This is a genomic window from Streptomyces sp. NPDC046716 (genome assembly GCF_040645755.1).
Lineage (GTDB): Bacteria > Actinomycetota > Actinomycetes > Streptomycetales > Streptomycetaceae > Streptomyces.
Genome location: NZ_JBEYYU010000028.1, coordinates 1 through 22,215, shown reverse-complemented (window position 1 = coordinate 22,215; position 22,215 = coordinate 1). Strand labels below are relative to the sequence as shown.

At 73.1% G+C, this 22,215-nt stretch carries 21 protein-coding genes and 1 tRNA gene; 8 read left to right on the top strand and 14 right to left on the bottom strand.

The features are described 5' to 3' along the window. Position 1: 1 nt before the first annotated feature. The 7 genes from ABZ930_RS21500 to ABZ930_RS21470 all read right to left on the bottom strand — a co-directional run bounded on the left by ABZ930_RS21500 (position 2) and on the right by ABZ930_RS21470 (position 5,618). The gene (locus ABZ930_RS21500; RefSeq protein WP_361550021.1) at positions 2 to 466 is read right to left on the bottom strand and encodes a hypothetical protein; all 465 of its coding nucleotides are present in this window, start codon (positions 464 to 466) and stop codon (positions 2 to 4) included. A gap of 33 nt (positions 467 to 499) precedes the next feature. Then, positions 500 to 1,093 carry an aminoacyl-tRNA hydrolase gene (gene pth / locus ABZ930_RS21495; protein WP_361550019.1) on the bottom strand — a complete coding sequence of 198 codons (594 nt, stop codon included), beginning with the start codon at positions 1,091 to 1,093 and terminating at the stop codon, positions 500 to 502. Between the two features lie 111 nt (positions 1,094 to 1,204). After that, entirely contained in the window at positions 1,205 to 1,789 is a 585-nt protein-coding gene (locus tag ABZ930_RS21490) for a 50S ribosomal protein L25/general stress protein Ctc (protein ID WP_361550017.1), read from the bottom strand. Between the two features lie 200 nt (positions 1,790 to 1,989). After that, positions 1,990 to 2,967 (bottom strand): ribose-phosphate diphosphokinase, encoded by a 978-nt coding sequence (locus ABZ930_RS21485; protein WP_361550015.1) that lies wholly within the window; start codon positions 2,965 to 2,967, stop codon positions 1,990 to 1,992. A gap of 120 nt (positions 2,968 to 3,087) precedes the next feature. Beyond that, positions 3,088 to 4,545: a bifunctional UDP-N-acetylglucosamine diphosphorylase/glucosamine-1-phosphate N-acetyltransferase GlmU gene (gene glmU, locus ABZ930_RS21480; protein WP_361550013.1), complete on the bottom strand. Its 1,458-nt coding sequence runs from the start codon at positions 4,543 to 4,545 to the stop codon at positions 3,088 to 3,090. Positions 4,546 to 4,663: 118 nt separating this feature from the next. Beyond that, a tRNA-Gln gene (locus ABZ930_RS21475) sits at positions 4,664 to 4,734 on the bottom strand. Positions 4,735 to 4,745: 11 nt separating this feature from the next. Further along, on the bottom strand, positions 4,746 to 5,618 hold the full coding sequence (locus tag ABZ930_RS21470) for a hypothetical protein (protein ID WP_361550165.1): 873 nt from the start codon (positions 5,616 to 5,618) through the stop codon (positions 4,746 to 4,748). 165 nt (positions 5,619 to 5,783) lie between these two features. Between ABZ930_RS21470 and ABZ930_RS21465 the strand changes: the two genes are divergently transcribed. Continuing rightward, entirely contained in the window at positions 5,784 to 7,118 is a 1,335-nt protein-coding gene (locus ABZ930_RS21465; protein WP_361550011.1) for a histidine kinase, read from the top strand. A 305-nt stretch (positions 7,119 to 7,423) separates the two neighbouring features. Here the strand turns inward: ABZ930_RS21465 and ABZ930_RS21460 are convergent, their stop codons facing one another. Together ABZ930_RS21460 and ABZ930_RS21455 are read right to left on the bottom strand one after the other, a co-directional pair. Next, on the bottom strand, positions 7,424 to 7,930 hold the full coding sequence (locus tag ABZ930_RS21460) for an SUKH-3 domain-containing protein (RefSeq protein WP_361550009.1): 507 nt from the start codon (positions 7,928 to 7,930) through the stop codon (positions 7,424 to 7,426). Continuing rightward, complete coding sequence (locus ABZ930_RS21455; RefSeq protein ID WP_361550007.1) at positions 7,930 to 8,478, bottom strand: YwqJ-related putative deaminase; 549 nt, start codon at positions 8,476 to 8,478, stop codon at positions 7,930 to 7,932. Before ABZ930_RS21455 ends, ABZ930_RS21460 begins: the two co-directional genes overlap by 1 nt. 243 nt (positions 8,479 to 8,721) lie before the next feature. Between ABZ930_RS21455 and ABZ930_RS21450 the strand changes: the two genes are divergently transcribed. The 5 genes from ABZ930_RS21450 to def all read left to right on the top strand — a co-directional run bounded on the left by ABZ930_RS21450 (position 8,722) and on the right by def (position 15,136). Further along, positions 8,722 to 9,720: an HNH endonuclease gene (locus ABZ930_RS21450; RefSeq protein ID WP_361550005.1), complete on the top strand. Its 999-nt coding sequence runs from the start codon at positions 8,722 to 8,724 to the stop codon at positions 9,718 to 9,720. Between the two features lie 7 nt (positions 9,721 to 9,727). Further along, positions 9,728 to 12,196, top strand: a complete 2,469-nt coding sequence (locus ABZ930_RS21445) for an SUKH-4 family immunity protein (protein WP_361550003.1) — start codon at positions 9,728 to 9,730, stop codon at positions 12,194 to 12,196. An 80-nt stretch (positions 12,197 to 12,276) separates the two neighbouring features. Next, a complete protein-coding gene (locus ABZ930_RS21440) occupies positions 12,277 to 13,350 on the top strand; it encodes an LCP family protein (protein ID WP_361550001.1) in 1,074 nt (357 codons plus the stop codon). 146 nt (positions 13,351 to 13,496) lie between these two features. Beyond that, entirely contained in the window at positions 13,497 to 14,426 is a 930-nt protein-coding gene (locus ABZ930_RS21435; protein WP_361549999.1) for a cellulose-binding protein, read from the top strand. 107 nt (positions 14,427 to 14,533) lie between these two features. Next, the gene (gene def, locus ABZ930_RS21430; RefSeq protein WP_361549997.1) at positions 14,534 to 15,136 is read left to right on the top strand and encodes a peptide deformylase; all 603 of its coding nucleotides are present in this window, start codon (positions 14,534 to 14,536) and stop codon (positions 15,134 to 15,136) included. A gap of 47 nt (positions 15,137 to 15,183) precedes the next feature. Here the strand turns inward: def and ABZ930_RS21425 are convergent, their stop codons facing one another. Then, the gene (locus ABZ930_RS21425) at positions 15,184 to 17,712 is read right to left on the bottom strand and encodes an FtsX-like permease family protein (protein WP_361549995.1); all 2,529 of its coding nucleotides are present in this window, start codon (positions 17,710 to 17,712) and stop codon (positions 15,184 to 15,186) included. Continuing rightward, entirely contained in the window at positions 17,709 to 18,551 is an 843-nt protein-coding gene (locus tag ABZ930_RS21420; RefSeq protein WP_361549993.1) for an ABC transporter ATP-binding protein, read from the bottom strand. Before ABZ930_RS21420 ends, ABZ930_RS21425 begins: the two co-directional genes overlap by 4 nt. Before the next feature lie 187 nt (positions 18,552 to 18,738). Between ABZ930_RS21420 and ABZ930_RS21415 the strand changes: the two genes are divergently transcribed. Next, entirely contained in the window at positions 18,739 to 19,263 is a 525-nt protein-coding gene (locus tag ABZ930_RS21415; RefSeq protein ID WP_361549991.1) for a CAP domain-containing protein, read from the top strand. Positions 19,264 to 19,281: 18 nt separating this feature from the next. Here the strand turns inward: ABZ930_RS21415 and ABZ930_RS21410 are convergent, their stop codons facing one another. The 3 genes from ABZ930_RS21410 to ABZ930_RS21400 form a co-directional block, all read right to left on the bottom strand. Continuing rightward, positions 19,282 to 19,731, bottom strand: a complete 450-nt coding sequence (locus ABZ930_RS21410; protein ID WP_361549989.1) for a hypothetical protein — start codon at positions 19,729 to 19,731, stop codon at positions 19,282 to 19,284. A gap of 124 nt (positions 19,732 to 19,855) precedes the next feature. Further along, positions 19,856 to 21,460, bottom strand: coding sequence for a cation acetate symporter (locus ABZ930_RS21405; RefSeq protein WP_361550163.1), 1,605 nt, complete (start codon positions 21,458 to 21,460; stop codon positions 19,856 to 19,858). A gap of 29 nt (positions 21,461 to 21,489) precedes the next feature. Next, entirely contained in the window at positions 21,490 to 21,840 is a 351-nt protein-coding gene (locus ABZ930_RS21400; protein WP_361549987.1) for a DUF485 domain-containing protein, read from the bottom strand. Positions 21,841 to 21,964: 124 nt separating this feature from the next. On the opposite strand from ABZ930_RS21400, the gene ABZ930_RS21395 reads away from it, so the two are divergent. Then, positions 21,965 to 22,123: a hypothetical protein gene (locus ABZ930_RS21395; protein ID WP_361549985.1), complete on the top strand. Its 159-nt coding sequence runs from the start codon at positions 21,965 to 21,967 to the stop codon at positions 22,121 to 22,123. The last annotated feature ends 92 nt before the right edge of the window (positions 22,124 to 22,215 follow it).

Below are 22,215 nucleotides of genomic sequence, written 5' to 3'. Positions count from 1 at the left end.
CCTAGAGACTCAGGGTGGCCCAGGCCGCCGACAGCAGTACCGCCCCGGCGCCTCCCGTGATCCACGCGAGGCGCCGGTGGCGCATCCCGCCCGCGATCACCACCGAGGCCAGCAGCAGCGCCCCGCCCAGCGGGATCCACGCCTTGAAGAACCCGGCCGGGCCGACCCGCACGGCCTGCGCCGTGTCCGGCTTGATCACGACGGGCAGCCGGACGCCCTTCTTCTCACCGACCGAGCGGCTGATCGTCACCGTCGGAGTCCGTACGGGGCCCTCGGCCGCGGGCACGAAGGATCCCGTGCACGTACCGCCGTCACACCGGGCCAGACCCATGTGACCGTGCTCCCGCCCCGTCTGGAAGATCACGTGCTGAGCCGTCCCCCAGGACGCCCAGAACCCCGCGACCAGCAGAAGCAGGGCAAGAGCCGCCGACACGACCTGCCGCGAGACCGACACCGCTGAAGCCATGGCCGGGATCCTTGGCCATGAACCCGTCAACGGTCAACTGTTGTACGAGGACTGGGCCCGCTCGAGCCCTTCCGTGACCAGCGCCTCGACCGCGTCGGCCGCCCGGTCCACGAAGTAGTCCAGCTCCTTGCGCTCCGCCGAGGAGAAGTCCTTCAGCACGAAGTCGGCGACCTGCATCCGGCCCGGCGGCCGGCCGATCCCGAACCGCACCCGGTGGTAGTCGGGGCCCATCGCCTTGGTCATCGACTTCAGCCCGTTGTGGCCGTTGTCGCCGCCGCCCAGCTTGAGGCGCAGCACCCCGTAGTCGATGTCCAGCTCGTCGTGGACGGCCACGATGCGGTCCGTCGGCACCTTGTAGAAGTCGCGCAGCGCCGTCACCGGACCGCCGGAGACGTTCATGTACGACATCGGCTTGGCGAGGATCACCCGGCGATTGGCGGGCCCGGGCGGACCGATCCGCCCCTCCACGACCTGCGCCTGTCCCTTCGTCGCCCGCTTGAACTTGGCGCCCATCCGCCGGGCGAGCAGGTCGGCCACCATGAAACCGACGTTGTGCCGGTTCATCGCGTACTCGGGACCGGGGTTGCCCAGCCCGGCGATGAGCCAGGGGGCGTTGTCGTCGGACATGAGCCTTCTTCCGGTGTCGCGCTGTCGGTGGGGCTGTCGGTGGTGGAGAGCCGAACGGGGTGGCGGGCCGGGCCCACCACCCCGTACGGAGCGTCGAAAAAGCTAGACGGCTCAGGCCTCCGCGGCGGCCTCGTCGCTCTCGGCCGGGGCCTCCTCGGCCTGCGCGGCCAGGACCTGGAGGACGATGGCGTCCTCGTCGACGGCGAGCGTCGTGCCGGAGGGCAGCTTGACGTCCTTGGCGTGCACGGCGTCACCGGCGTCCAGGCCCGCGATGGAGATCGTGACCGACTCGGGGATGTGCGTGGCCTCGGTCTCGACGGCCAGCGTGTTCAGCACGTACTCGAGCAGGTTGGCGCCCGGGGCCAGCTCGCCCTCGGCGACGATGGGGAGCTCGACGGTGACCTTCTCGCCGCGCTTCACGAGGAGCAGGTCGACGTGCTCCAGGAAGCCCTTCAGCGGGTCGCGCTGCACGGCCTTCGGGATCGCCAGCTCGTTCGTGCCGTCGATGTCCAGGGACAGCAGCACGTTCGGGGTGCGCAGGGCGAGCTGCAGCTCGTGGCCCGGCAGCGTGATGTGGAGGGTGTCGCCACCGTGGCCGTAGACGACCGCGGGAACCTTGTTCTCACGGCGGATGCGGCGGGCGGCGCCCTTGCCGAACTCGGAACGGGTCTCGGCGGCGAGCTTGACCTCGGACATGTGCTCTCAACTCCTCGTAGATCTCTCGGGGGAAAGGTCACCCGGCCACGAACGGCCTGCTACGAAGAGCGCGTCGATAACGGACCGCCGCGACCTCTGAGAACAGAAGTGCGGCCTCCCTCGCCGAGCAACCTGGACAGATTACCCGGCGAAGGAGGCCGCACCCAAATGGATCTTCTACTTCGAGATCCCTACGAGGATCAGGCCTCGCCCTCGAAGAGGCTGGTGACCGAGCCGTCCTCGAAGACCTCGCGCACCGCGGAGGCGATCGTCGGGGCGATCGACAGGACCGTGATCTTGTCGAGCTCCAGCTCGTTCGGCGTCGGCAGCGTGTTCGTGAAGACGAACTCGCTCACCTTCGAGTTCTTGAGGCGGTCCGCGGCGGGACCGGACAGCACACCGTGCGTCGCCGTCACGATGACGTCCTCGGCGCCGTGCGCGAACAGGGCGTCCGCGGCCGCGCAGATCGTGCCGCCGGTGTCGATCATGTCGTCGACCAGGACACAGACGCGGCCCTTCACGTCACCGACGACCTCGTGCACGGTCACCTGGTTCGCGACGTCCTTGTCACGGCGCTTGTGGACGATCGCCAGCGGGGCGCCGAGACGGTCGCACCAGCGGTCGGCGACGCGCACGCGGCCGGCGTCGGGGGAGACGACGGTCAGCTTGTCGCGGTCGACCTTCGCGCCCACGTAGTCCGCCAGGATCGGCAGCGCGAACAGGTGGTCCACCGGGCCGTCGAAGAAGCCCTGGATCTGGTCCGTGTGCAGGTCGATCGTGAGGATCCGGTGCGCACCCGCCGTCTTCAGCAGGTCCGCGATCAGACGCGCCGAGATCGGTTCACGTCCGCGGTGCTTCTTGTCCTGCCGCGCGTAACCGTAGAACGGCACGATGACGGTGATGGAGCGGGCCGACGCGCGCTTCAGCGCGTCGATCATGATGAGCTGCTCCATGATCCACTTGTTGATCGGAGCCGTGTGGCTCTGGATCAGGAAGCAGTCGGCGCCACGAGCGGACTCCTGGTAGCGGACGTAGATCTCGCCGTTGGCGAAGTCGAAAGCCTTGGTCGGAACGATCCCGACACCGAGCTGGTGCGCGACCTCCTCGGCAAGCTCGGGGTGGGCGCGGCCGGAGAAGAGCATGAGCTTCTTCTCGCCGGTCGTCTTGATCCCGCTCACAGCACTAGTCTCCTCAGACGAGTTCGTCCGCCGCAGCTGCCCGCGCGTCCCTATAGCAGCGAGCCAGGCGAATCGTGTGCACCTATCACGGTACGCCGTGTCGGACGCACCTGTTTCCGGTCAGCCCTCGTTGCCCTGCTCCCGAGCAGCGGCTTCGGCCGCCTTCGCGGCCGCGCTCCCGGGACGCTTGCGGGCCACCCAACCCTCGATATTCCTTTGCTGGCCCCGGGCCACGGCCAGCGAACCGGCCGGTACGTCCTTCGTGATCACGGAGCCCGCGGCGGTGTAGGCACCGTCCCCGACCGTGACAGGCGCCACAAACATGTTGTCGGATCCGGTCTTGCAGTGCGACCCCACGGTCGTGTGGTGCTTGCTCTCGCCGTCGTAGTTCACGAAGACGCTGGCGGCGCCGATGTTGGTGAAGTCGCCGATCGTCGCGTCACCCACGTAGGAGAGGTGCGGGACCTTCGTGCCGTCGCCGATCGTCGCGTTCTTCGTCTCGACGTACGTGCCGATCTTGGCCTTCACGCCGAGACGGCTGCCCGGACGCAGATACGCGAACGGGCCGACCGACGCCTGCGGGCCGATCTCCGAGTCGTACGCGACCGTGTTGTCCACCCGGGCGCCGGCGCCCACGACCGTGTTCGTCAGCCGGGTGTTCGGGCCGACGACCGAGCCCTCGGCGAGGTGCGTCGTGCCGTGCAGCTGGGTGCCGGGCAGGACCGTCGCGTCCCGCTCGAACGTCACCGCCACGTCCACGAAGGTGGACGCCGGGTCGATCACGGTCACGCCGTCCAGCATCGCCGCGTGCAGCAGCCGGTCGTTCAGGATGCGGCCGGCCTCGGACAGCTGGACGCGGTTGTTGATCCCGGCGATCTCGCGGTGGTCGCGGGCGACCGACGCGCCGACCCGGTGGCCGGCCTCGCGCAGGATGCCGAGGACGTCGGTCAGGTACTCCTCGCCCTGGCTGTTGTCCGTGCGGACCTTCTTCAGGGCGTCGGCCAGGAGGCGGCCGTCGAAGGCGAAGACGCCCGAGTTGATCTCGCTGATCGCGCGCTGCGCCTCGGTGGCGTCCTTGTGCTCGACGATCGCCGTCACCGCGCCGGTGCCGCTCTCGCGCACGATGCGGCCGTAGCCGGTGGCGTCGGGGACCTCGGCGGTCAGCACCGTCACGGCGTTGCCGTCCGCGGTGTGGGTGGCGGCCAGGTCGGTCAGGGTGCCGCCGGTGAGCAGCGGCGTGTCGCCGCACACCACGATCACGGTGCCGTCGAGGGAGCCGGACGGGTCGATGCCCTCCAGGCCCATGCGGACGGCGTGGCCCGTCCCGTTCTGCTCGTGCTGGATCGCGGTGACGGCGCCCGCGTCGATCGTGTTCACGTGCGCGGTGACCTTCTCGCGCTCGTGGCCGACGACCACGACGAGCCGCTCCGGGCTCAACTCCCGTGCGGCGGCCAGCACGTGGCCGACCAGTGAGCGGCCACAGAGCTCGTGCAGGACTTTGGGGGTGGCCGATTTCATGCGGGTGCCCTCACCCGCGGCGAGAACGACTACGGCGGCCGGGTTCGTGGCGCTGCTCACGGGGGTGCCCTTCGGCTCTGGATGCGATGTGGGGTGGACATTCGCAGGATACCGGGGGGTTTCTGGGGGGAAATAAGGGCGGGGCCCGACCGGTGATAGGTCGGGCCCCGTAGTGGTGCTCCCGAGGAAGGAATCGAACCCTCATTCAATGGACCAAAACCATTTGTCCTGCCATTAGACGACTCGGGATCGCCTGCGCCTTATGTCCGATTCGTTGAGTCGGTGTCGAGCGCCGCCCCTACTATGCCGTACCAAGACCCTTCGATGCGACGGTACAGGTCGGCACTCTGCCGGACTTTGATCACGAGACAGCCCCGGTAGCTCTCGCCCACGTTCTTGCGGACCGTCTTGGGATTGTGTGTCTTGAGCGTCGTTTTGTAGAAGGCGTTTCGGGGCGCTCCTGTCAGGTCGGCCCAGTACTGTTCGGCGCCCGCCACGTCCGCGGATTCGTGGATCAGCACGCCGAAGCGGAGGTCACCGCGGTCGACGTCGAGAAGGTCGAGCCAGGCGAGGAACACCTGGATCATGCCCGGGTCGCTGTTGACGAAGGTGACGGTCTCCCGGCGCGCGTGCGGTTTGTCCTTCGTGCCCTCCGCCCAGTAGAGGGCGACACCTGTGAGGAACAGTTCGCGATCCGACAGCGTGCCGACGGCTCGCCGTGCCGCGTCTTTGGTCTGCTGTCGCGCGTTCTCCCGCATCGCGCTTTCGTGCTCCCACCGCTTGCGTGCCGCCAGCTTCGCCTGCTCGGACGGGTCGCGCCGCTCCGGCTTCGGCAGATCCCGCACCCACAGCGAGATCGAACTCTTCGAGCAGCCCAGCTCGACCTGGATGCGGTCATAGGTCCAGCCCTGGAGGCGCAGTTCGCGAGCGCGGCCGCGAAGGTCGGCCTTGGCGTTCGGGCGCCTGGTCCAGTCCGGAGGGGGCTCGCCCTCCAGGAGGCGGTTGAGGATGTCGTTGTTGCCGATGTGCAGCCGGTCGCGGATCTGGCGGCGGCTCAGTCCCTCCCGGCGCAGATGTACTGCGCTCTCTCGCAGCGACTCGAAATCGGCGTACTTGCCTGTGGTGTCTGCCATAGGCAAAGGCTCGGACGGAAGGCAGCGTTCCGGGTTGAAACGCATGGGGGCCAGCAGTTCGAGTGATTCCAGGCGGTTTCGCTTCTGTTCGAGACCGGTACGTGGTGCAGGGCAGTCCACAAAACTCACCGGAAAACCCTTGTGCGGCGCCCGTAGGGTGGAGGTATGACCACGACGGGGGAAGTTCACCGAGCCACGGCCGGGGGGCCGTGGTGGTGGGAGCGGCGGCGCAGTGCGCTGTTCGACGCGGGACTGGGGGTGTTGTCGGCCGCGGAGTGCGCGGTCGAGGGAGTTTCGTTCGCGCACAAGGCCGGGCTGCCGGCCGCGGTCGGTGTCGTCTTCGGCGTGCTCGCCGGGGCGACCCTGGTGCTGCGCCGCCAGTGGCCGATCGCGGTGGTCCTGGTGTCGGTGGCGATCACACCGGCCGAGATGGGCGTTCTGATGACCGTCGTCGCCCTGTACTCCCTGGCGGCGTCCGAGATGCCCCGGCGGATCATCGGCGCGCTGGCATCGATGTCGTTCGCGGGGACGCTGATCGTGACGGTCGTACGGGCGCAGCAGGACGCGGCGCGCGGGGTCGACGCGTTCCAGGTGGGCAGCTGGCTGGTGCCCTTCATCGCGATCACCACGGCGCTGGGCGTCACGGCTCCGCCGCTGCTGCTCGGCATGTACGTGGGAGCGCGCCGGCGCCTGATGGAGAGCCTCCAGGAGCGCAACGAGTCGCTGGAGCGCGAGCTGTCGCTGCTGGCCGAGCGGGCCGAGGAGCGGGCCGAGTGGGCCAGGGGCGAGGAGCGGACCCGTATCGCGCGGGAGATGCACGATGTCGTCGCGCACCGGGTGTCGCTGATGGTGGTGCACGCGGCGGCGCTCCAGGCGGTGGCCCGCAAGGACCCGGAGAAGGCGGTGAAGAACGCCGCGCTCGTGGGGGACATGGGCCGCCAGGCGCTGACCGAGCTGCGGGAGATGCTCGGGGTGCTGCGCGCCGGCGAGGCCGCGCCGCAGCGGGTGCCCGAGGTGCCGCTCCAGGCCGTCGGGGTCGCCGCCGCGGCGGCCGCCTCACGGGCCGAGGCCGAGGCGGAGGGGGAGGGCGGGCCCTGTCTGGCCGAGCTGGAGGAGCTGGTGGGGCAGTCGCGGGCCGCCGGGATGGTCGTGGAGATGCTGGTCGAGGGGGATGTGCGGGTGTACGCGGCCGTGGTGGAGCAGACCGCGTACCGGGTGGTGCAGGAGGCGCTGACCAATGTGCACAAGCACGCGTCGGGCGCGAAGACCTATGTACGGCTCGCGCACCGGGGTGCCGAGGTGGCGATGCAGGTGGAGAACGAGCCGCCGCCGGTTCTCACGGCGGCCTCCGTGGGGTTGCCCTCCGGGGGGAACGGGCTGGTGGGGATGAAGGAGCGGGTGGCCGGGCTCGGCGGGGTGTTTGTGTCCGGGCCCACTGACGCGGGGGGATTTCGGGTGTCGGCCGTGCTGCCGGCGGGGGTGCTCGGCGCCGGGGCCTGACCGGGGGCCCGTCCGTCCGCGCCTCTCGTCGTGGCTGGTCGGGTGGTCGGCCGGGTGACGACCCGGCGGCCGCTTCTCGCGCAGTTCCCCGCGCCCCTGGGCCGTTCTTCGTGTGCGCCACCGTCGTGGCTGGTCGCGCAGTTCCCCGCGCCCCTGAGGCATGCGCTGACGCGCAGCCTCCCCTTGAGGCTGCGGCTCCGCCGCGCCTCTCTTGATGAGATGGCGCACGCAGTGCGCATCTCAGGGGCGCGGGGAACTGCGCGACCAGCCACGACGAGAGCCGCGTGTGAGGGGCTGGTTCGTGGTTATGCCGACTGGAGGCGGGGTGGCTGGAGGCCGGTGGTCAGGGTTTCCAGGGCCTGGTCGATGGTGGGGCCGAGATACCAGTCGCCGCTGTGGTCGAGGGCGTAGACCCGGCCCTCGGTGTCGATGGCCAGCAGCGCCTCGGTGCCCGATTCGGCGCCCAGCGGACAGACCTCGGTGTCGAGGGCGCGGCCGAGGTCGCCGAGGGTGCGTGCCATGTGCAGGCCGTGCAGCGGGTCGAGGTGCGGCTGGGACGGGGCTATGTGCCGGCCGGGCCCGGTCGGCGTGAGATGCAGGCCGCCGAACTCGGCCCACGCCTCGACCGCCGCCGGGAAGACGGCGTGCCGGTGGCCGGCCGGGGAGACATGGGTGCGCAGCGCGTCGGCCCAGAACTCGGCCTGCTTGATGTCCCAGCGGCCGGGCTGCCAGCCGGCGGCGCGCAGGGCCGCGTCGGCGGGGGTGGTGAAGCGGGCGGGCGAAGTGCCGTTCGCGGTGGCGGAGTCGGGCATCAGCGGGCGGCCTCGTCGGAGTCGTCGGTCGGGTCCACGACGCGGACGCCGAAGTGGGCGGTCAGCGCGGCGCAGCCACGGCAGGGGCGGGCGAAGCCGCCGTGCAGCGGGTCGCCGTCCTCGCGGATCCGGCGGGTGGTGAGCTTGGCGTGCTTGAGGGACTTGCGGGCCTCGCTCATCGTCATCGGCCGGCGCCGGGCCCGCTTCGACTTCTCCGTGCGCTCGGTGTCGGTCGAGGCGAGGTGCCGGGAGATGAGGATGGCCTCCGCGCAGCGGCCGGTGAAGCGGTCGCGCTGGGCGGAGGTGAGGGTGTCGAGGAAGTCCTGGACCAACGGATGCAGCACCGGCGCCTGTTCACCGCGGGCCGCGGTGGACGTCAGGGTGCTGCCGCGCACGGACAGGGCCGCGGCGACCGTCGGCAGGATCCCGTCCCGACGGCCGCGCAGCACCGGGGCCGGAGCCGTGTCGGTGGCGCTCCAGCCCACGCGTGGGTCGGCACCCACCCCGCTGTCGGTGGGTGTGACGGACTCTGCCGTGCCGCTGTTCATGTGGTGCTTCCCCTCCTGCGGTCGCCCGCTGCAAACCCCCGGGTTGCCTGGACAGAGTGCCAAATGGGGCGGGCGGTGCGGTAGTCGGTCCCCCGCGACACGCCCGATCGTCACGGGGTGGTGACAGTGGGGTGACTGCTGGTCATGGAACCGGAGGCCCGATGACCGGTGTCGTACAACCGCATAGGCTGTCATGACGGCTAACCATCAACATCGTCCACAGCGCCGCAGGGGGCAACCGCCATGACGACAGGTCGGCTCGGGCAGCAGGCCGCGCCGCCGAACGCGGCCTATGCCGGGCAGGTAGTGCACTTCCCGGACCCGGTCCGTGCCACCCGGCACCCGAGAGGAGTGCGGGTGGACCATGACGGCTATCCGGACTTCTCCGCGTACGCGCGCGCGGCGGCCGAGATCGCCGAGCCGCCGCAGGGGTTCGGCGTCGACGAACTGCGGCTCACGGACTATGTGTCGGCGAACGCGGTGCAGGCGGCGGCGGGGCACGAACTGTGGGACACCATCCCGCCGGTGGCGACGCCGCACGGCTGGACGTGGCACCACGTGCGCGGCTCGCGCCGGCTCGAGTTGGTGCCCGTGGAGGTGAAGGCGCTGTTGCGTCATCACGGCGGGCTGGCCACGGCCGCCGTCGACCAGCACAAGCGGGGGACGCGTTCCCTCCAGGACACCCGGCCCGCGCACTTCGCCCTGCCGAAGTCGGCGGTGGCGGTGACCGAGCATCAGGTGCTGGGCGTCGAGGAGGACCTGGGCTGTCGGCTGCCGGGCGCGTACCGCTCGTTCCTGAAGGCGGGCGGCGGGTGCGCCCCGGTGGGGGCCGCGCTGGACGCCGAGTTGGGGCTGCTGATCGACCAGCCGTTCTTCACGGTGCGCGACGAGGCGGCGGTCAACGACGTGGTGTACGTCAACAAGTGTCTGCGCGATCACCTGACCAAGGACTACCTGGGCGTCGCCTTCGTGCAGGGCGGGATCCTCGCCGTGAAGGTGAAGGGCGAGGCGATCGGGTCGGTGTGGTTCTGCGCGTACGACGACGCGCGCGACGGCGGCGACACGGCGCACTGGTCGGTGCCCGAGCGGGTGGAGCGGCTGCTGCTGCCCTGCGGCGCCGACTTCGACGACTTCCTGTCCCGGCTCGCGGGCAATCCGCCGGAGCTGGAGACGGTGGCGAACCTGATGGTGGACGGCGGTTTCGCGCACGCCGTACCGACCGACGCACCGGACGAGGGGTGAGGGTCCGATGGTGACGTTCGCACAGGCGCAGGAGCGCGCCGAGGAGTGGATCAACGGCGATGTGCCCGCGTACCAGCACCGTGAGGTGCGGGTGCGGGAGTTCGAGCTGGGGTTCGTGGTGTGGGCCGAGGACCGCGAGGGCGGTGCGGTCTCCGACGGGGGCCGCCAGCGGCTCGTGATCGCCCGGGACTCCGCCGAGGCGACGCTGTGGCCCGCGCTGCCGGTGGGCGAGGTGATCCGGCGGTACGAGGAGGAGTACGGGCTGCCGGAGGCCCCGGCCGGGCCCGCGGCGCCGCGGCCGCCGGAGCGCGTGGACCTCAATCAGACGTCGTTCCTGCTGTCGCCGCCGGAGTGGCTCCAGGAGGCGGCGGACAAGCTGGGGATCGCCGGGGGCGGCGCGTCCGCCGCGGCGCCGGCCGACGACGCCGAGCCGCAGGACGCGGTGCCGGCCGCCGCGTCCGCCCCGCCGCCGCCACCACCGCCGCCGCCCGCGCCGGTGCCCGTCGACGCGACGCCGTGGGCCGGTACGGACACCAACGGTGTGGGGGACGAGGAGGACCGTCTGGTCCCGCTGCCCGACACCGTGTTCTCGCCGCCGCTGACCGAGGACGCGAAGCCCGACCCGGCGCCGGTCGGCGCCCCGCCTCCGCCTCCGCCGCCCCCGCCGTCCGGGCCCGGCCAGGACGGCGGGACGCTGCCGCCGCCGGTGCCGGGGACCGCCGTGCCGATCACGCCGCCGCCCGGCGCCGTGCCCGCCTACGGGTATCCGCAGGGCTCCGCGCCCGCCGCGGGCCGGGACGCCACCGGGCGCCCGCTCGCGCCCGACGCCGAGGACATCGCGAACGCCGCCACCAGCAAGGCGCGGCCGCCGCGCGGCGGGGGCGCGCAGACCCCGCCGCCGCCCGGCAGCCCCGGTCTGCCCGGCGGCGGTTACGTCCCGACGCAGCTGGTGCCCGCGCCCGGCCCCGCCGGACCGCCCGAGCCCCCGGCCGCGACGCAGCCCCCGCCGCCCGGCGCCGAGGTGCACCACGCCGCGACCATGCTCTCCGGCCCGCCGATCGCGGGCCCCGGCGCGCCCGGCACTCCGCCGCCGCCGGGTCCGCCCGGTGCGCCGCTGCCCCCGGGCCCGCCCGGAGCTCCCGGCGCCCCCGGTCAGCCCGGCCCGTCCGGCGCTCCCGGCACCCCGCCCCCGCCCGGTCCGCCCGGCCCCCCGCCGCCCCCGGCGCAGGGCGGCGATTCGGTGCACCACGCGGCCACGATGCTGTCGGGCCCCGGCCCACAGGTGCCTCCGCCGGCCGGTGTGCAGCCGCCTCCGCCCGCGGGGATGCAGCCGCCCCCGCCCGCCGGAATGCAGCCCCCGGCACCCGCCGGGATGCAGCCGCCGCCGCCCGGCGGGATGCCGCCCGGTGCGATGCCGCCGCCCGTGCCCGGGCAGCAGATCCCCGGTGGGCCGCCGCCCGCGTACGGATATCCGCAGACGCAGCCGCCCCCCGGCCGCCCGGCCGGTCCGCCGACCGTGGGCCCCGGCTACCAGGCGGTGCTGCGCTACCGCGCGCCCGACGGCTCCGAGCAGCAGCTCATCCGGCGTTCCGCGCCCGGTGTGCCGCACCCGGAGTGGCAGATCTTCCACGAGCTGCGCGGCATGAACATCCCGCCGGACCAGGTCCTGGAGCTGCACACGGAGCTGGAGTCGTGCGCGCTGCCCGGCGCCTACTGCTCCCGCATGATCCACGAGCAGTGGCCGCAGGCGCGGATCACGTCGATCGCGCCGTACGGCACCGATCACGCCTCGCGCCAGCAGGGCATGCGGCAACTGCTCGCGCACCAGGGTGAGTTGCACCAGGTCGCGGACGGTCCGGCGCGTCCGGCGCCGGTCCGGGCGCCGCTGCCGCCCGCGCAGCCCGCGCCGCCGATCCCGCCGGAGGGCATCGCGCAGGAGCTGGCGTCGGCCTTCGGCCCCGGGGTGTTCCGCTTCGACCAGCGGGCGGTGTCGCGCCAGGGCGTGCCGGACGTCGTCGCGCACACCCTCGTCGTCGCGGGGCTGCCCGCCGACTTCGGCCCGTTCTTCTGGGCGCAGGCCCAGCCGGGCCGCCCGGTGCCGACCCTGGCCGAGCTGGCGCAGGAGCGCGGGGCGCAGCCGGGGCCGGACGCGGGCTCGTACCTGGTGATGGGCTCCGACTTCGGCAAGGCGCTCTGCGTGCAGTACGGGACGGCGCACATCGTGGCCGTGCCGGTCGAGGGCGGCGGGGCGCCGGTGCCGCCGCAGTTCGTGAACAGCGGGCTGCCGGAGTTCGCCCGGTCGCTGGCGCTGCTCGGCCGGATGTGGCGGCTGCGCTACGGGCTCAACCCCGAGCAGGCGGGCCGTTGGACCGTCGACTTCCAGGCCCAGCTGAGCGCGCTCGACCCGGCCGCGCTCGGCTCGCCCGAGACCTGGTGGTCGGTGCTGCTCGAGCAGATGTGGGACGGCCTGCTGTAGCGGGGCCGTGAGCCGTGGGGCGATGCACCGTAAGGGTGTGTCGCCCTGCGGCATTTCTGGTGCTGTGTCAGGTTCGTTCCATGACGACGCCGCCAGATCCGCCGGAGCACCCGCTGCCGCCCGCGAGCAGCACCACGGTGTACCGGGCCTCGGGCAGGCGCACCCGCGGGAGGAGCGGGAAGAACGGCAAGAAGCGCCGGAGCCTGCCCAAAAGGATCCTCCTGACGCTGCTCGTGGTGTGCGTGGTGGTCGTCGCGTACGCGGTCGGCGTCGGGATCTGGGCGGTCGGGCAGGTCCAGCGGACGGACGCCCTGGGCGACTACAGCGGGCGGCCCGCCGCGGGCAAGGGCACGAACTGGCTGCTCGTCGGCTCCGACACCCGCAAGAACCTCACCAAGGAGCAGCAGCGGGAGCTGCACGTCGGCTCCGACTCGGGCGACGAGACGGACACCATCATCGTGCTGCACTACGGCGCGAGCGGCCCGTACCTGGTCTCCCTCCCGCGCGACAGCTACGTGAGCATTCCCGGCCACGGCAAGAACAAGATCAACGCCTCGTACGCGCTCGGCGGCCCCGCGCTGCTCGCGCGCACGGTCGAGCAGGCGACGGGGCTGCGCCTCGACCACTACGCCGAGGTGAACTTCGCCGGGTTCGTGGACGTCGTGAACGCGCTGGGCGGCGTCGACGTCTGTGTCCCGAAGGATCTCAACGACTCGTACTCGGGGGCCGATTTCAAGGCCGGCTGCCAGACGATGAACGGCACCGAGGCCCTGTCCTACGCCCGCGACCGGCACAGCTACGCCGACGGCGACCTGGGCCGCGTAAAGGCGCAGCAGCAGCTGATCGCGGCGATCGCGGGCAAGGCGCTGAGCCCCGGCACGCTGCTGGCCCCGTGGAAGCTGCTGCCGTTCCTGAACGCCTCGCTGAACGCGCTCACCGTCGACCGGGACGCGGGCCTGCTGAACCTCGGGAAACTGGGCCTCGAAATGGACGACATCTCCCACGGCGACGGCTCCACGACGACCGTGCCGATCGCCGCCACACCCTCCGTCCCCGGGGTCGGCGACGTCGTCGAGTGGAACGCGGCGGAGGCCGCCGAACTCTTCTCCGCCCTGCGCGCCGACACGACGATTCCGACTTTCGGCAGCAATTGACGCATCCTTGACCGAGTGGGTCATGCGGTGTGTCACGTGTGTCGCGTTATGAGCGCTTCCGTCTGATCCACAAAGATGTGCGCCAATCACGCAGAACGTCGTGCGTCGGTCGGTCGCTGTGTCGGTGTGGAGAGGGGAAACCCAGAATGAGCGCTAGCGGTGCGGGTACGGGTGCGTCGGCCTCCCAGGCGTCGGCGTACGGCTTCGTGGTCACGAGGGGCCGGGGTGTGCGCGGATACCGCCCCGAGCAGGTGGAGTCCTTCGCCGCGGGGCTGTCCAAGGAACGGGACGACGCGTGGGAGCGGGCCGCGCGGCTGACCGTCCTGCACAAGGAGATGGAGGCGGAGGCCGAGCGGCTGCGCGCGGCCGTCGAGCGGCTCGCCCCGCAGACGTACGCCTCGCTGGGCAAGCGCGCCCAGTACCTCCTGGAGCTCGTGGAGGAGGAGACCGCCGCGGTGCGGCACACCGGGCGGAGCGACGCGCAGAGTGCCGCCGAGGCCGCCGAGCGGGCGGGCGGCGAGCTGCGGGACGCCGCCCAGGCCCACGCCGACGAGGTGCGCGGCGCGGCCGAGGAGCGGGCCACGGCCCGGGAGGCCGCCACCCGGGCCACCGCCGACGAGATCCGGATCGCCGCCCGCCGCGACGTGAAGGAGACGCGGAGCGAGGCGCTGGAGGCGCTGCGCGAGATGCGGCGCCGCTGCGAGGGCGTCCTCGCCGACCAGGCCAAGGAGCAGGCCGAGCGGATCGACGCGCTGGAGCGGGAGAGCGCCGGGCGCGAGTCCGCCGCGGACGAGTGGGAGGCCGCCGCCGTCGCCGGGGCCGAGGCGCGGCTCTCCGAGGCGAAGCGGGCCCTGGCCGAGGCCGAGGAGGCGGCGCGGCACCGGCAGGAGGACGCGGAGGCCTCCGGCGCGGAGCTGGTGGCGCAGGCGCGGGCGCGGGCCGAGCGGATCGGGCGGGAGACCGAGGGGGTGCTGCGCGAGCATTCCGAGGAGCGGGACGAGATGCGGGCCCATATGGATCATGTGCGGAGTTCTCTGGCGGCGCTGACGGGGCGGGCACCGGCGGACTCCGAGTAGGGGCCGGGTCGCTCGCGCGGTTCCCCGCGCCCCTGACGGGGGCACGCGTGCGCTACGTTGCCGTGAAGAGGCGTCAAGTGGCTCACGGAGAACAGGGGTTGACGGTGATGAGTGGAGGGCGGCTGCTGCCGGAGGTCGAGCGGGGGGACGTGCGGCGCATCACCGTGGTCGGTGAGGACGTGCTGCGGCGGCGGTGCAGTCCGGTCACGCAGGAGCACTTCGGCACCCCCGGACTGGCCCGCCTGATCGACGACATGTTCGCCACGAACCATGTCGCGCACGGCGCGGCCATCGCCGCCAACCAGGTCGACGTGGACCTCCAGCTGTTCGTGTACGACATGGAGGACGACTGGGGCGTGCGGCACACCGGCGCCATCGCCAACCCGGTGCTCGACGAGGAGCCGCCCGCCGACCGCAGGCTCGTCGAGGGGATGGAGGGCTGTCTCTCCGTGCCCGGCCCCTACAAGGCGGTCGCCCGCGCCGACCACGCGGTCGTGCGGGGGCAGGACAAGGACGGCGCCCCGCTGGTGGTGGAGGGCCGCGGCTACTTCGCCCGCTGCCTCCAGCACGAGACGGACCATCTCTACGGTCGGCTGTACCTCGACCGTCTCGGCAAGCGGGAACGCCGGGACGCGCTGCGGGAGATGGAGGAGCTGCGCGACGGGGTGCTGGCCCGGCGGGCGGCGGTGGCGGAGCGGCTGGGGAAGTGAGCGGGGCGCGGCGGCCGTCGGCCGCCGCGCCCCGGACGTCTCCTCGTTCAGGCGGCCGCCTCGTCGCCCGGGCGGGTGCGCAGGACCGCGCCCGTGGTGAGCAGGGTCGCGGACACCGTCAGGCCGAGCGCCGCGGCGAGGACCGTGCCCAGGATCAGCGGGGAGCCGCTGGGCAGTGCCGAGCCCAGGATGCTGAGGCCCGCCGGGACCAGGGTGCAGGCCGCCACCAGCGTGCCCAGCGCGATGCCGACCGCCGCGGTCAGCACGGACTCCACCGCCGTCATCCGCAGGACCTGACCGCGGGTCGCCCCGATCAGCCGCTGCAGGGCGAACTCGCGGCGGCGCTCGGTCGTCGCCAGGATCTGGGTGTTGACCAGCGCGATCACCGCGTAACCGACGACCGCCGCGAGCACCAGGTACGCCATCCAGGCCTGGGTGTCGTCCTGTTCGGAGTACGCGGCGGCGACGGCGTCCCGTGATGTCACCGTCAGCACCGGACCGCTCCCGGAGCGGTCCGTGAGCGCGGCGGTGAGGGCGGCGCGGTCGGTGTTCTCGGCTGCCGTCACCATGATCTGGGGGATCAGGCCCGAGTCGGTGTGGGCGAGCATGAGCGCGGCCGGGACCAGCGCGGTCCCGTAGCCGCGGCGGGCGTCCAGCGTGGCCACCAGCTTCAGGGTGACGGGGCTGCCGTCGCCGAGCCGGAAGGGGACCGGGTCGCCGATGCGGAGGTCCCGGGCCTCGGCGTCGGCCGTGGGGAGGGCGACCGTGCGCCCGAGCAGGGCGCCGAGGCTGCCGGTGGCGGCCCGGTAGGACGTCGTACGCTCCAGGCCCTCGGCCGTGACGCCGCGCAGGGCCAGTTCGGTGGGGCGCGGTCCGGCCGACCGGGCCCGGTCGGACTCCAGGTAGCCGGTGCCGGGGATCTGCGCGGTGGCCGCCGCGACGCCGGAGGTCGCGCGGACCGCGGCCAGCGTCCCGGGCGTCAGCCCGCCGGACGGTGAGGTGACCACGAGGTCGGCGCGCAGGCTCTCGTCGAACGCCCGCTCGGCGCCCGCCGACTGCGTGGTCTGGAGGTAGGCCAGGGTCAGGGCCAGGCCGGTGGCGAGCATGACCGGCATGACGGCGGCGGCGAGCCGCGAGGTGCGGGCCCGCGCGTTCGCGGCGGCCAGCTGCCCGGCGAGCCCGGGCAGCGCGCCCAGCGGGCGGCTCAGCAGCGCGGTGCAGGCACGGGCGAGCACCGGCCCGAGCAGCCCGAAACCGGCCGTCCACACCAGCGCCGCCGGGGTGGCGACGCCGCCCGCGTCGGGTCCCGCCGAGCGGGCCGTGCCCAGCGCCAGCGCGGTGCCCCCGGCGAGGCAGAGCACCCCCAGGACCGTGCGGGCGGCGCTGAACCAGCGGCGCTGCGGCCCCGCGTCGGCCAGCGCCTCCGTCGGCCGGGTGCGGGCCGCGCCGTGGGCGGCGACCAGTGCCGCGCACACCGCGGTGAGCAGTGCGGTGCCGATCCCGACGATCAGCGGCACCTGGCCCGCGCGGTACGCGAGCGACCCCGGCACCACGTCCGCGTCCGCGAACGCCGTGAGCAGCCACCGGCCGGCGCGCGGACCGGGTACGCAGGCGAGCGCGGTGGCGACGGCGGCGAGCACCAGCGTCTCCGCGACGATCATCCGCCGCAGCTGTCCCGGGGTGGAGCCGACGGCGCGCAGCAGGGCCAGCTCCCGTTCCCGCCGCCGGATCGACAGGCCGAGGGTGCCGGCCACGACGAAGACGGTGACCAGCACCGCGAGGCCGCCGAACGCCGCCGCGAGGGGGATCAGGTCGCCGCCGTCGGCGAGCACGGCCGGGTCCTCGGCCCGGCCGCGCGCGTCGCCGGTCAGCACGGCGAGCGGGGTGGCGCTGCCCGCGAGCGCGCCGCGCACGTCCCGGGCGAGTGCGCCGGGATCCGTGCCCGGGGTGGTCAACAGGGCGATGGAGTCGGCGTGTCGGGGGTGCCCCGAGACGCGGGCCGCCTCCGTGTCGGAGAGGAAGAGGGCGTCGCCGTCGTCCGTGCCGCGGGCGATGCCGGAGACCGTGTAGCGCTTGGCCGTGCCGTGGGCGAGCAGGTCGACGCGCGCGCCGACGCGCAGGCCCGCCCGGTCGGCGAGGGCGGCGCCGACGACCACCTGGCCGGCCCCGGCGGGCGGGGCGCCGCCGGTGAGGCGGTAGGGGGCGAGCGCGGCGGACGACCAGCCGTGACCGGTGGCCCGGCCCGTCGCCGCCGTCCGGTCGAGCGTGACCGGGAACGACACGTCCGGCACCGCCGCGCGCACGCCCGGCACCTTCGCCAGCCGGTCGGCGAGGGCGGCCGCGGGCCGGATCCGCTCGGGGAAGACCAGTTCCTCGACGGTGTCGTGGTAGCGCTGGTCGCCGGTGACGACGACCGGCGCGGCGGCCAGCCGCTGCGGCGGGGCCGCTTGGTGGATGCCGGTCTCCAGGAGCCCGCCGCAGGCGATGACGAGCACCGCGCCGAGGAACAGGGCGAGGAACGAGGCGATGAAACCGCCCTTGTGGAAGCGCAGGGTGCGCAGCGCGAGCCCGGTCATCGCCGTGCCTCGGCGCTCTTCGGGGCCGGTGCGTTCTGCCGGACCGACGCGTCCCATGCGCCGAGCCGGGTCATCCGCTCGGCGACCGCGTCCACGGTCGGGCGCTCCAGGGCGCCCGCGATCCGGCCGTCGGCCAGGAACACCACCCGGTCCGCGTGGGCGGCGGCCACCGGGTCGTGCGTGACGATCACCACCGTCTGCGCCGTCCGGGCGACGGCCTCCCGCAGCAGGGTCAGGACCTCCCGGGCCGTGGTGGTGTCCAGCGCGCCCGTGGGCTCGTCGCCGAAGACGACCGCGGGCCGGGTCACCAGGGCGCGGGCGACGGCGACGCGCTGCTGCTGACCGCCGGACAGTTCGCCGGGGCGGCTGCGCTGCCGTCCCGCGAGGCCGACGCGCTCCAGGACCTCGTCCACCTCGGCCCGCTTCACGCGGCGGCCGGCGAGCCGCAGCGGCAGCGTGACGTTGTCCCGCACGGTCAGCGCGGGCAGCAGGTTGTACGACTGGAAGACGAAACCCATGCGGGTGCGGCGCAGCCGGGTCAGCCGGCGTTCGCCGAGCGTGCCCAGCTCCACCCCGTCGAGCGTCACCGACCCGGAGGTCGGCCGGTCGAGCCCGGCCGCGCAGTGCAGGAAGGTGCTCTTGCCGGAGCCGGAGGGGCCCATCACGGCGGTGAACGAACCCCGCCGCAGCCCGATGCTCACCCCGTCGAGGGCGGCGACCCGATCGCGCCTGCCGCGTGCTCCGCCGTAGACCCGGCGCACGTCGTCGAGCCGTACGACGTCGTCCCGGCCGGTGCTGTCCGTTGTCCAACTCGCCGTGTCCGCAAGGGAATCAATCATGGGAGCAATGCTGTCCGGGGCGCCCCGCACGCCGACAGCCTCGCCCGGTGGAACCTGGGGTCCACCACTCGGTGGACCCCAGGTTCCACCGGCATGTTGCGCCGGTTCCCGCCCCTCCTCGTCGGCACACTGCTCGCAACGCCTCCGGTGAACGGTCCGGGGGCGCGGCGTGCGGAGAGGGACGAGCGTGAAGCGCAGGACGATGGCGATGGCGGCGGCCGTGGTGGCCCTTCTGGGCGGAACCGTGGGAACGGCGCTGCCCGCCGCGGCGGCCGCCGCACCCGCCTACTACCCGGACGTCGACTGGATCACCTGCCAGGTCAACGAGGAGCGGGCCGCGCACGGGCTGCCGGGGCTGCGGCTGTCCGACAAGGCGGCCGAGGTGGCCACCGCCCACGCCCGCGACATGGCGGGCCAGGGGAAGCTCACCGGCACGGGCAGCGACGGCCGGGACCTGCGGTCCCGGCTGACCGACGCCGGGCTGTTCTCCGCCCACGCCGAGGAGTTCATGTACGCGGGCTACCGCGACGACGGCTACTTCGCGGACACGATCACGGACCCGGACCCCGGCAACGACATCTACGCGTCCCTGATGGACCCCGGTGTCACGGCCGTCGGCATCGGCTACGACCGGACGTACTGGGACGTGGACCTCCTCGGCCCGCACCGCGGACTGGTCACCCGGGCCCCGGTCTGCGCACCGGCCGCCTGACGGCGGGGCGGGCGGGGCTCAGTCCCCCGAGATGCCCCAGAAGTACAGCTCGCTGGGCCGGCCCGCGCCGTCGTGCAGGACCGCCACCCGTCCGGACCAGCCCTCCCCGACCAGGGGTTCGATCGCCTCGACGTGCTCGCGCGTGAGGATGTCCGTCCCGGTGAGGCGGCAGGCCTCGTCGGGCTGGACCGGGCGGACCGCGCCGACGCGGGGGCGCTCGCCGGGGCGCAGGACCCGCTCCATGTCGAGTATCGAGTGGGTGCCCTCCTCCTGGACCCCCTCGTCCTCCCAGAGCTCCTCGATCGTGGCGGGCCGGGGCGTGGGAGCGTCCTCGCCCAGCGGATGATCCCCCGACCAGTAGTAGTCCTCGTCCCGGAAGACCCGCGCCCGCAGCTCCTCCAGAGCCGCCGCGACATCCTCCCGGTACGGGACGTAGTACTCCCACCCTGACGCACCCACGATGCCCATGCCCTCCGAACTCGGTTTCGCTGTTCGTGTGTTCGGGGGAACGTAGCAGGATGGCCGGCGTCAGGTTGCCGGCCGGTGGCCGGCGGAGGCCCGCGGGTGACGCGTACGGCAGGCGGGGAACGGGTCAGCGGGCGGAGCGCCGGTCCGTGCCCGGTACCGGCCTGCTCGCCCCGGCCAGGATCCAGCCCTCCACCGCCTCGTACTGCCGCTGCTGCTGAGCCGCCTTCCCCGGGGAGGTCAGCACCGTGCCCAGCCAGCCGAAGAGGAAGCCCAGCGGGATCGAGACGATGCCGGTGGTCGTGAACGGGAACCAGTTCAGGTCGTGCCCCGGGAAGGCCGAGGTGGGGGAGCCCGAGACCAGATTGGAGCCCGTCATCAGGATCAGGCAGGCCGCGGTGCCGCCGAGGAGGGTCCACAGCAGGCCCGCTCTCGTGTAGCGGCGCCAGAAGAGGCTGTAGATCAGTGCGGGGGCCAGGGCGGAGGCGCCCAGGCAGAAGGAGAGGGTCGACAGGGGCTGGAGGTTGCGGTGCTGGACCACGGTGGCCAGGAGGATGGCGGGGACGCCGACGGCGAGGGCCGAGATCCGGGCCGTCTTCAGTTCCCCGCGGGGCGTCAGCCGTTTCCTGCCGTACGCGAACACGTCGTGGGCCAGCGAGTTGGCGCAGGCCAGGATCATGCCCGCCACCGAGGCCAGCAGCGTCAGGAAGATGGCCGTGGTGACCGCCGTGAACAGGAGCGACTCCGCCGTCGAGAGGGTGGCGCCGAACGCCGCCCGCGCGCCGAGCAGGAACGCCGTGTTGCCCTGCGCGCTGTCCGCCACGATCCCCGTACGTCCCACCAGGGCCGCCGCTCCGACCCCGATCACCGCGATGACCAGCACGAAGACGCCGACCGCGGAGACCGCCCAGGACATCGAGCGGCGCACCTCGCGGGCGTTGCGCGCCGTGTACATGCGCATGGTGACGTGCGGGAGCGCGGCGCCGCCGAGCACCACGGTCAGCTCCGAGCTGATCATGTCCAGGCGGGGGAAGCTGCTGCCGGTGAACTGCAACCCCGAGGTGAGATAGGCGCGGCCCACGCCGCTGCGGGCGGCCGCCTGGGCGAGCAGGGCGCCCGGGTCCCAGTCGAAGCGGTGCAGGATCACCGCCGAGACGGCGATGCCCGAGCCGAGCAGCATCACGATCTTGAAGATCTGGATGACGGCGGTGCCCTTCATGCCGCCGATCGCCGCGTAGCTGATCATGAGGCCGCCGACGCCGATCACGCAGACCGTCTTGAAGGTCTGGTTGCTGAAGCCCAGGAGGAACGCCAGCAGGTCGCCCGCGCCCGCGAGCTGCACCAGCATGAGCGGGATGAGCGCGGCCAGGGTCACCGCGCAGGCCGCCATGCGCGCCGCCCGCCCCGGCATCCGGCGGGCGAGGACGTCGCCCATGGTGAACAGGCCCGCGTTGCGCAGCGGTTCGGCCAGCAGGAACATCAGCAGCATCAGGGAGAGCGCGGTGCTCAGGGCCAGGACCACGCCGTCGTAGCCGACCAGCGCGACGATGCCGGTGGTGGTCAGCACGGTCGCCGCGGAGATGTAGTCGCCCGCGATCGCCAGACCGTTGCGCATCGGCGTCAGCCGGCCGAAGCCCGTGTAGAACTCCTCCAGGTCGTCGCGCTCGGGGCTGGTGACGATGCACAGCAGCAGCGTGGCCGTCGCCACCGCCGTGAACGCGGCCAGGGACATGGACTCGGCCGGGGTGTCCACCAGCGCGGTCACTTCCGGCCACCGATCCGGCGCAGCCGGTGGGCCAGCGGGTCGACGCGGCGTCGGGCCGTGCGCTCGTAGAGGTACAACGCCAGGCAGGTGACGGGAAGTTGGAGCAGGCCGATGAGGAGCCCCGAGGAGAGGCCGCCGGTGACGGAGCGGTTCATCAGGCCGGGGGCGAACGCCGACAGGAGCAGGAAGAGCGTGAAGTAGCCGAGCGCGGTGAGGGTGGCGACGCGGCGCTGCCAGCGGTAGGCGGTGCGCAGCAGACGGAGGTCGCCGGTCGGGCCTGAGGGCGGTGGCAGGTCGGGGTGTCGGGGGAGGCGGTGGGTGTGTGCCTGGGGTGGGCGGTGCGGCATCCCGGTCTCCTTGCCTGGCTCGGGGCCGCCGGGGACGGGCGGACCGCAGGGAGGGGCGTGGGGAGCCGGAACGTTACTCGTAGGTAGGCGAGTTGGGGGAGGGTTTGAACGAACCGGTCGTCGGGTGCGGCTTTCGTCGTGGCTGGTCGCGCAGTTCCCCGCGCCCCTTCGGTACCCCGCGAGCCACTGCTCCAGCGAGTCCGGCACCCGCCCGAGGATCAGCGTGGCCACCCACGCGGAGCGCTGGTCGGACCACGCCCCGGTCACCGTCGTCTACGAGTAGGACCCGCCCGGGGGCGGCCTCGGCATCAAGACCATCGCCCCGGAGATCGCCGAGGCGGGCGGCGGGTCGATCGTGAACACCTCGTCGTTCAC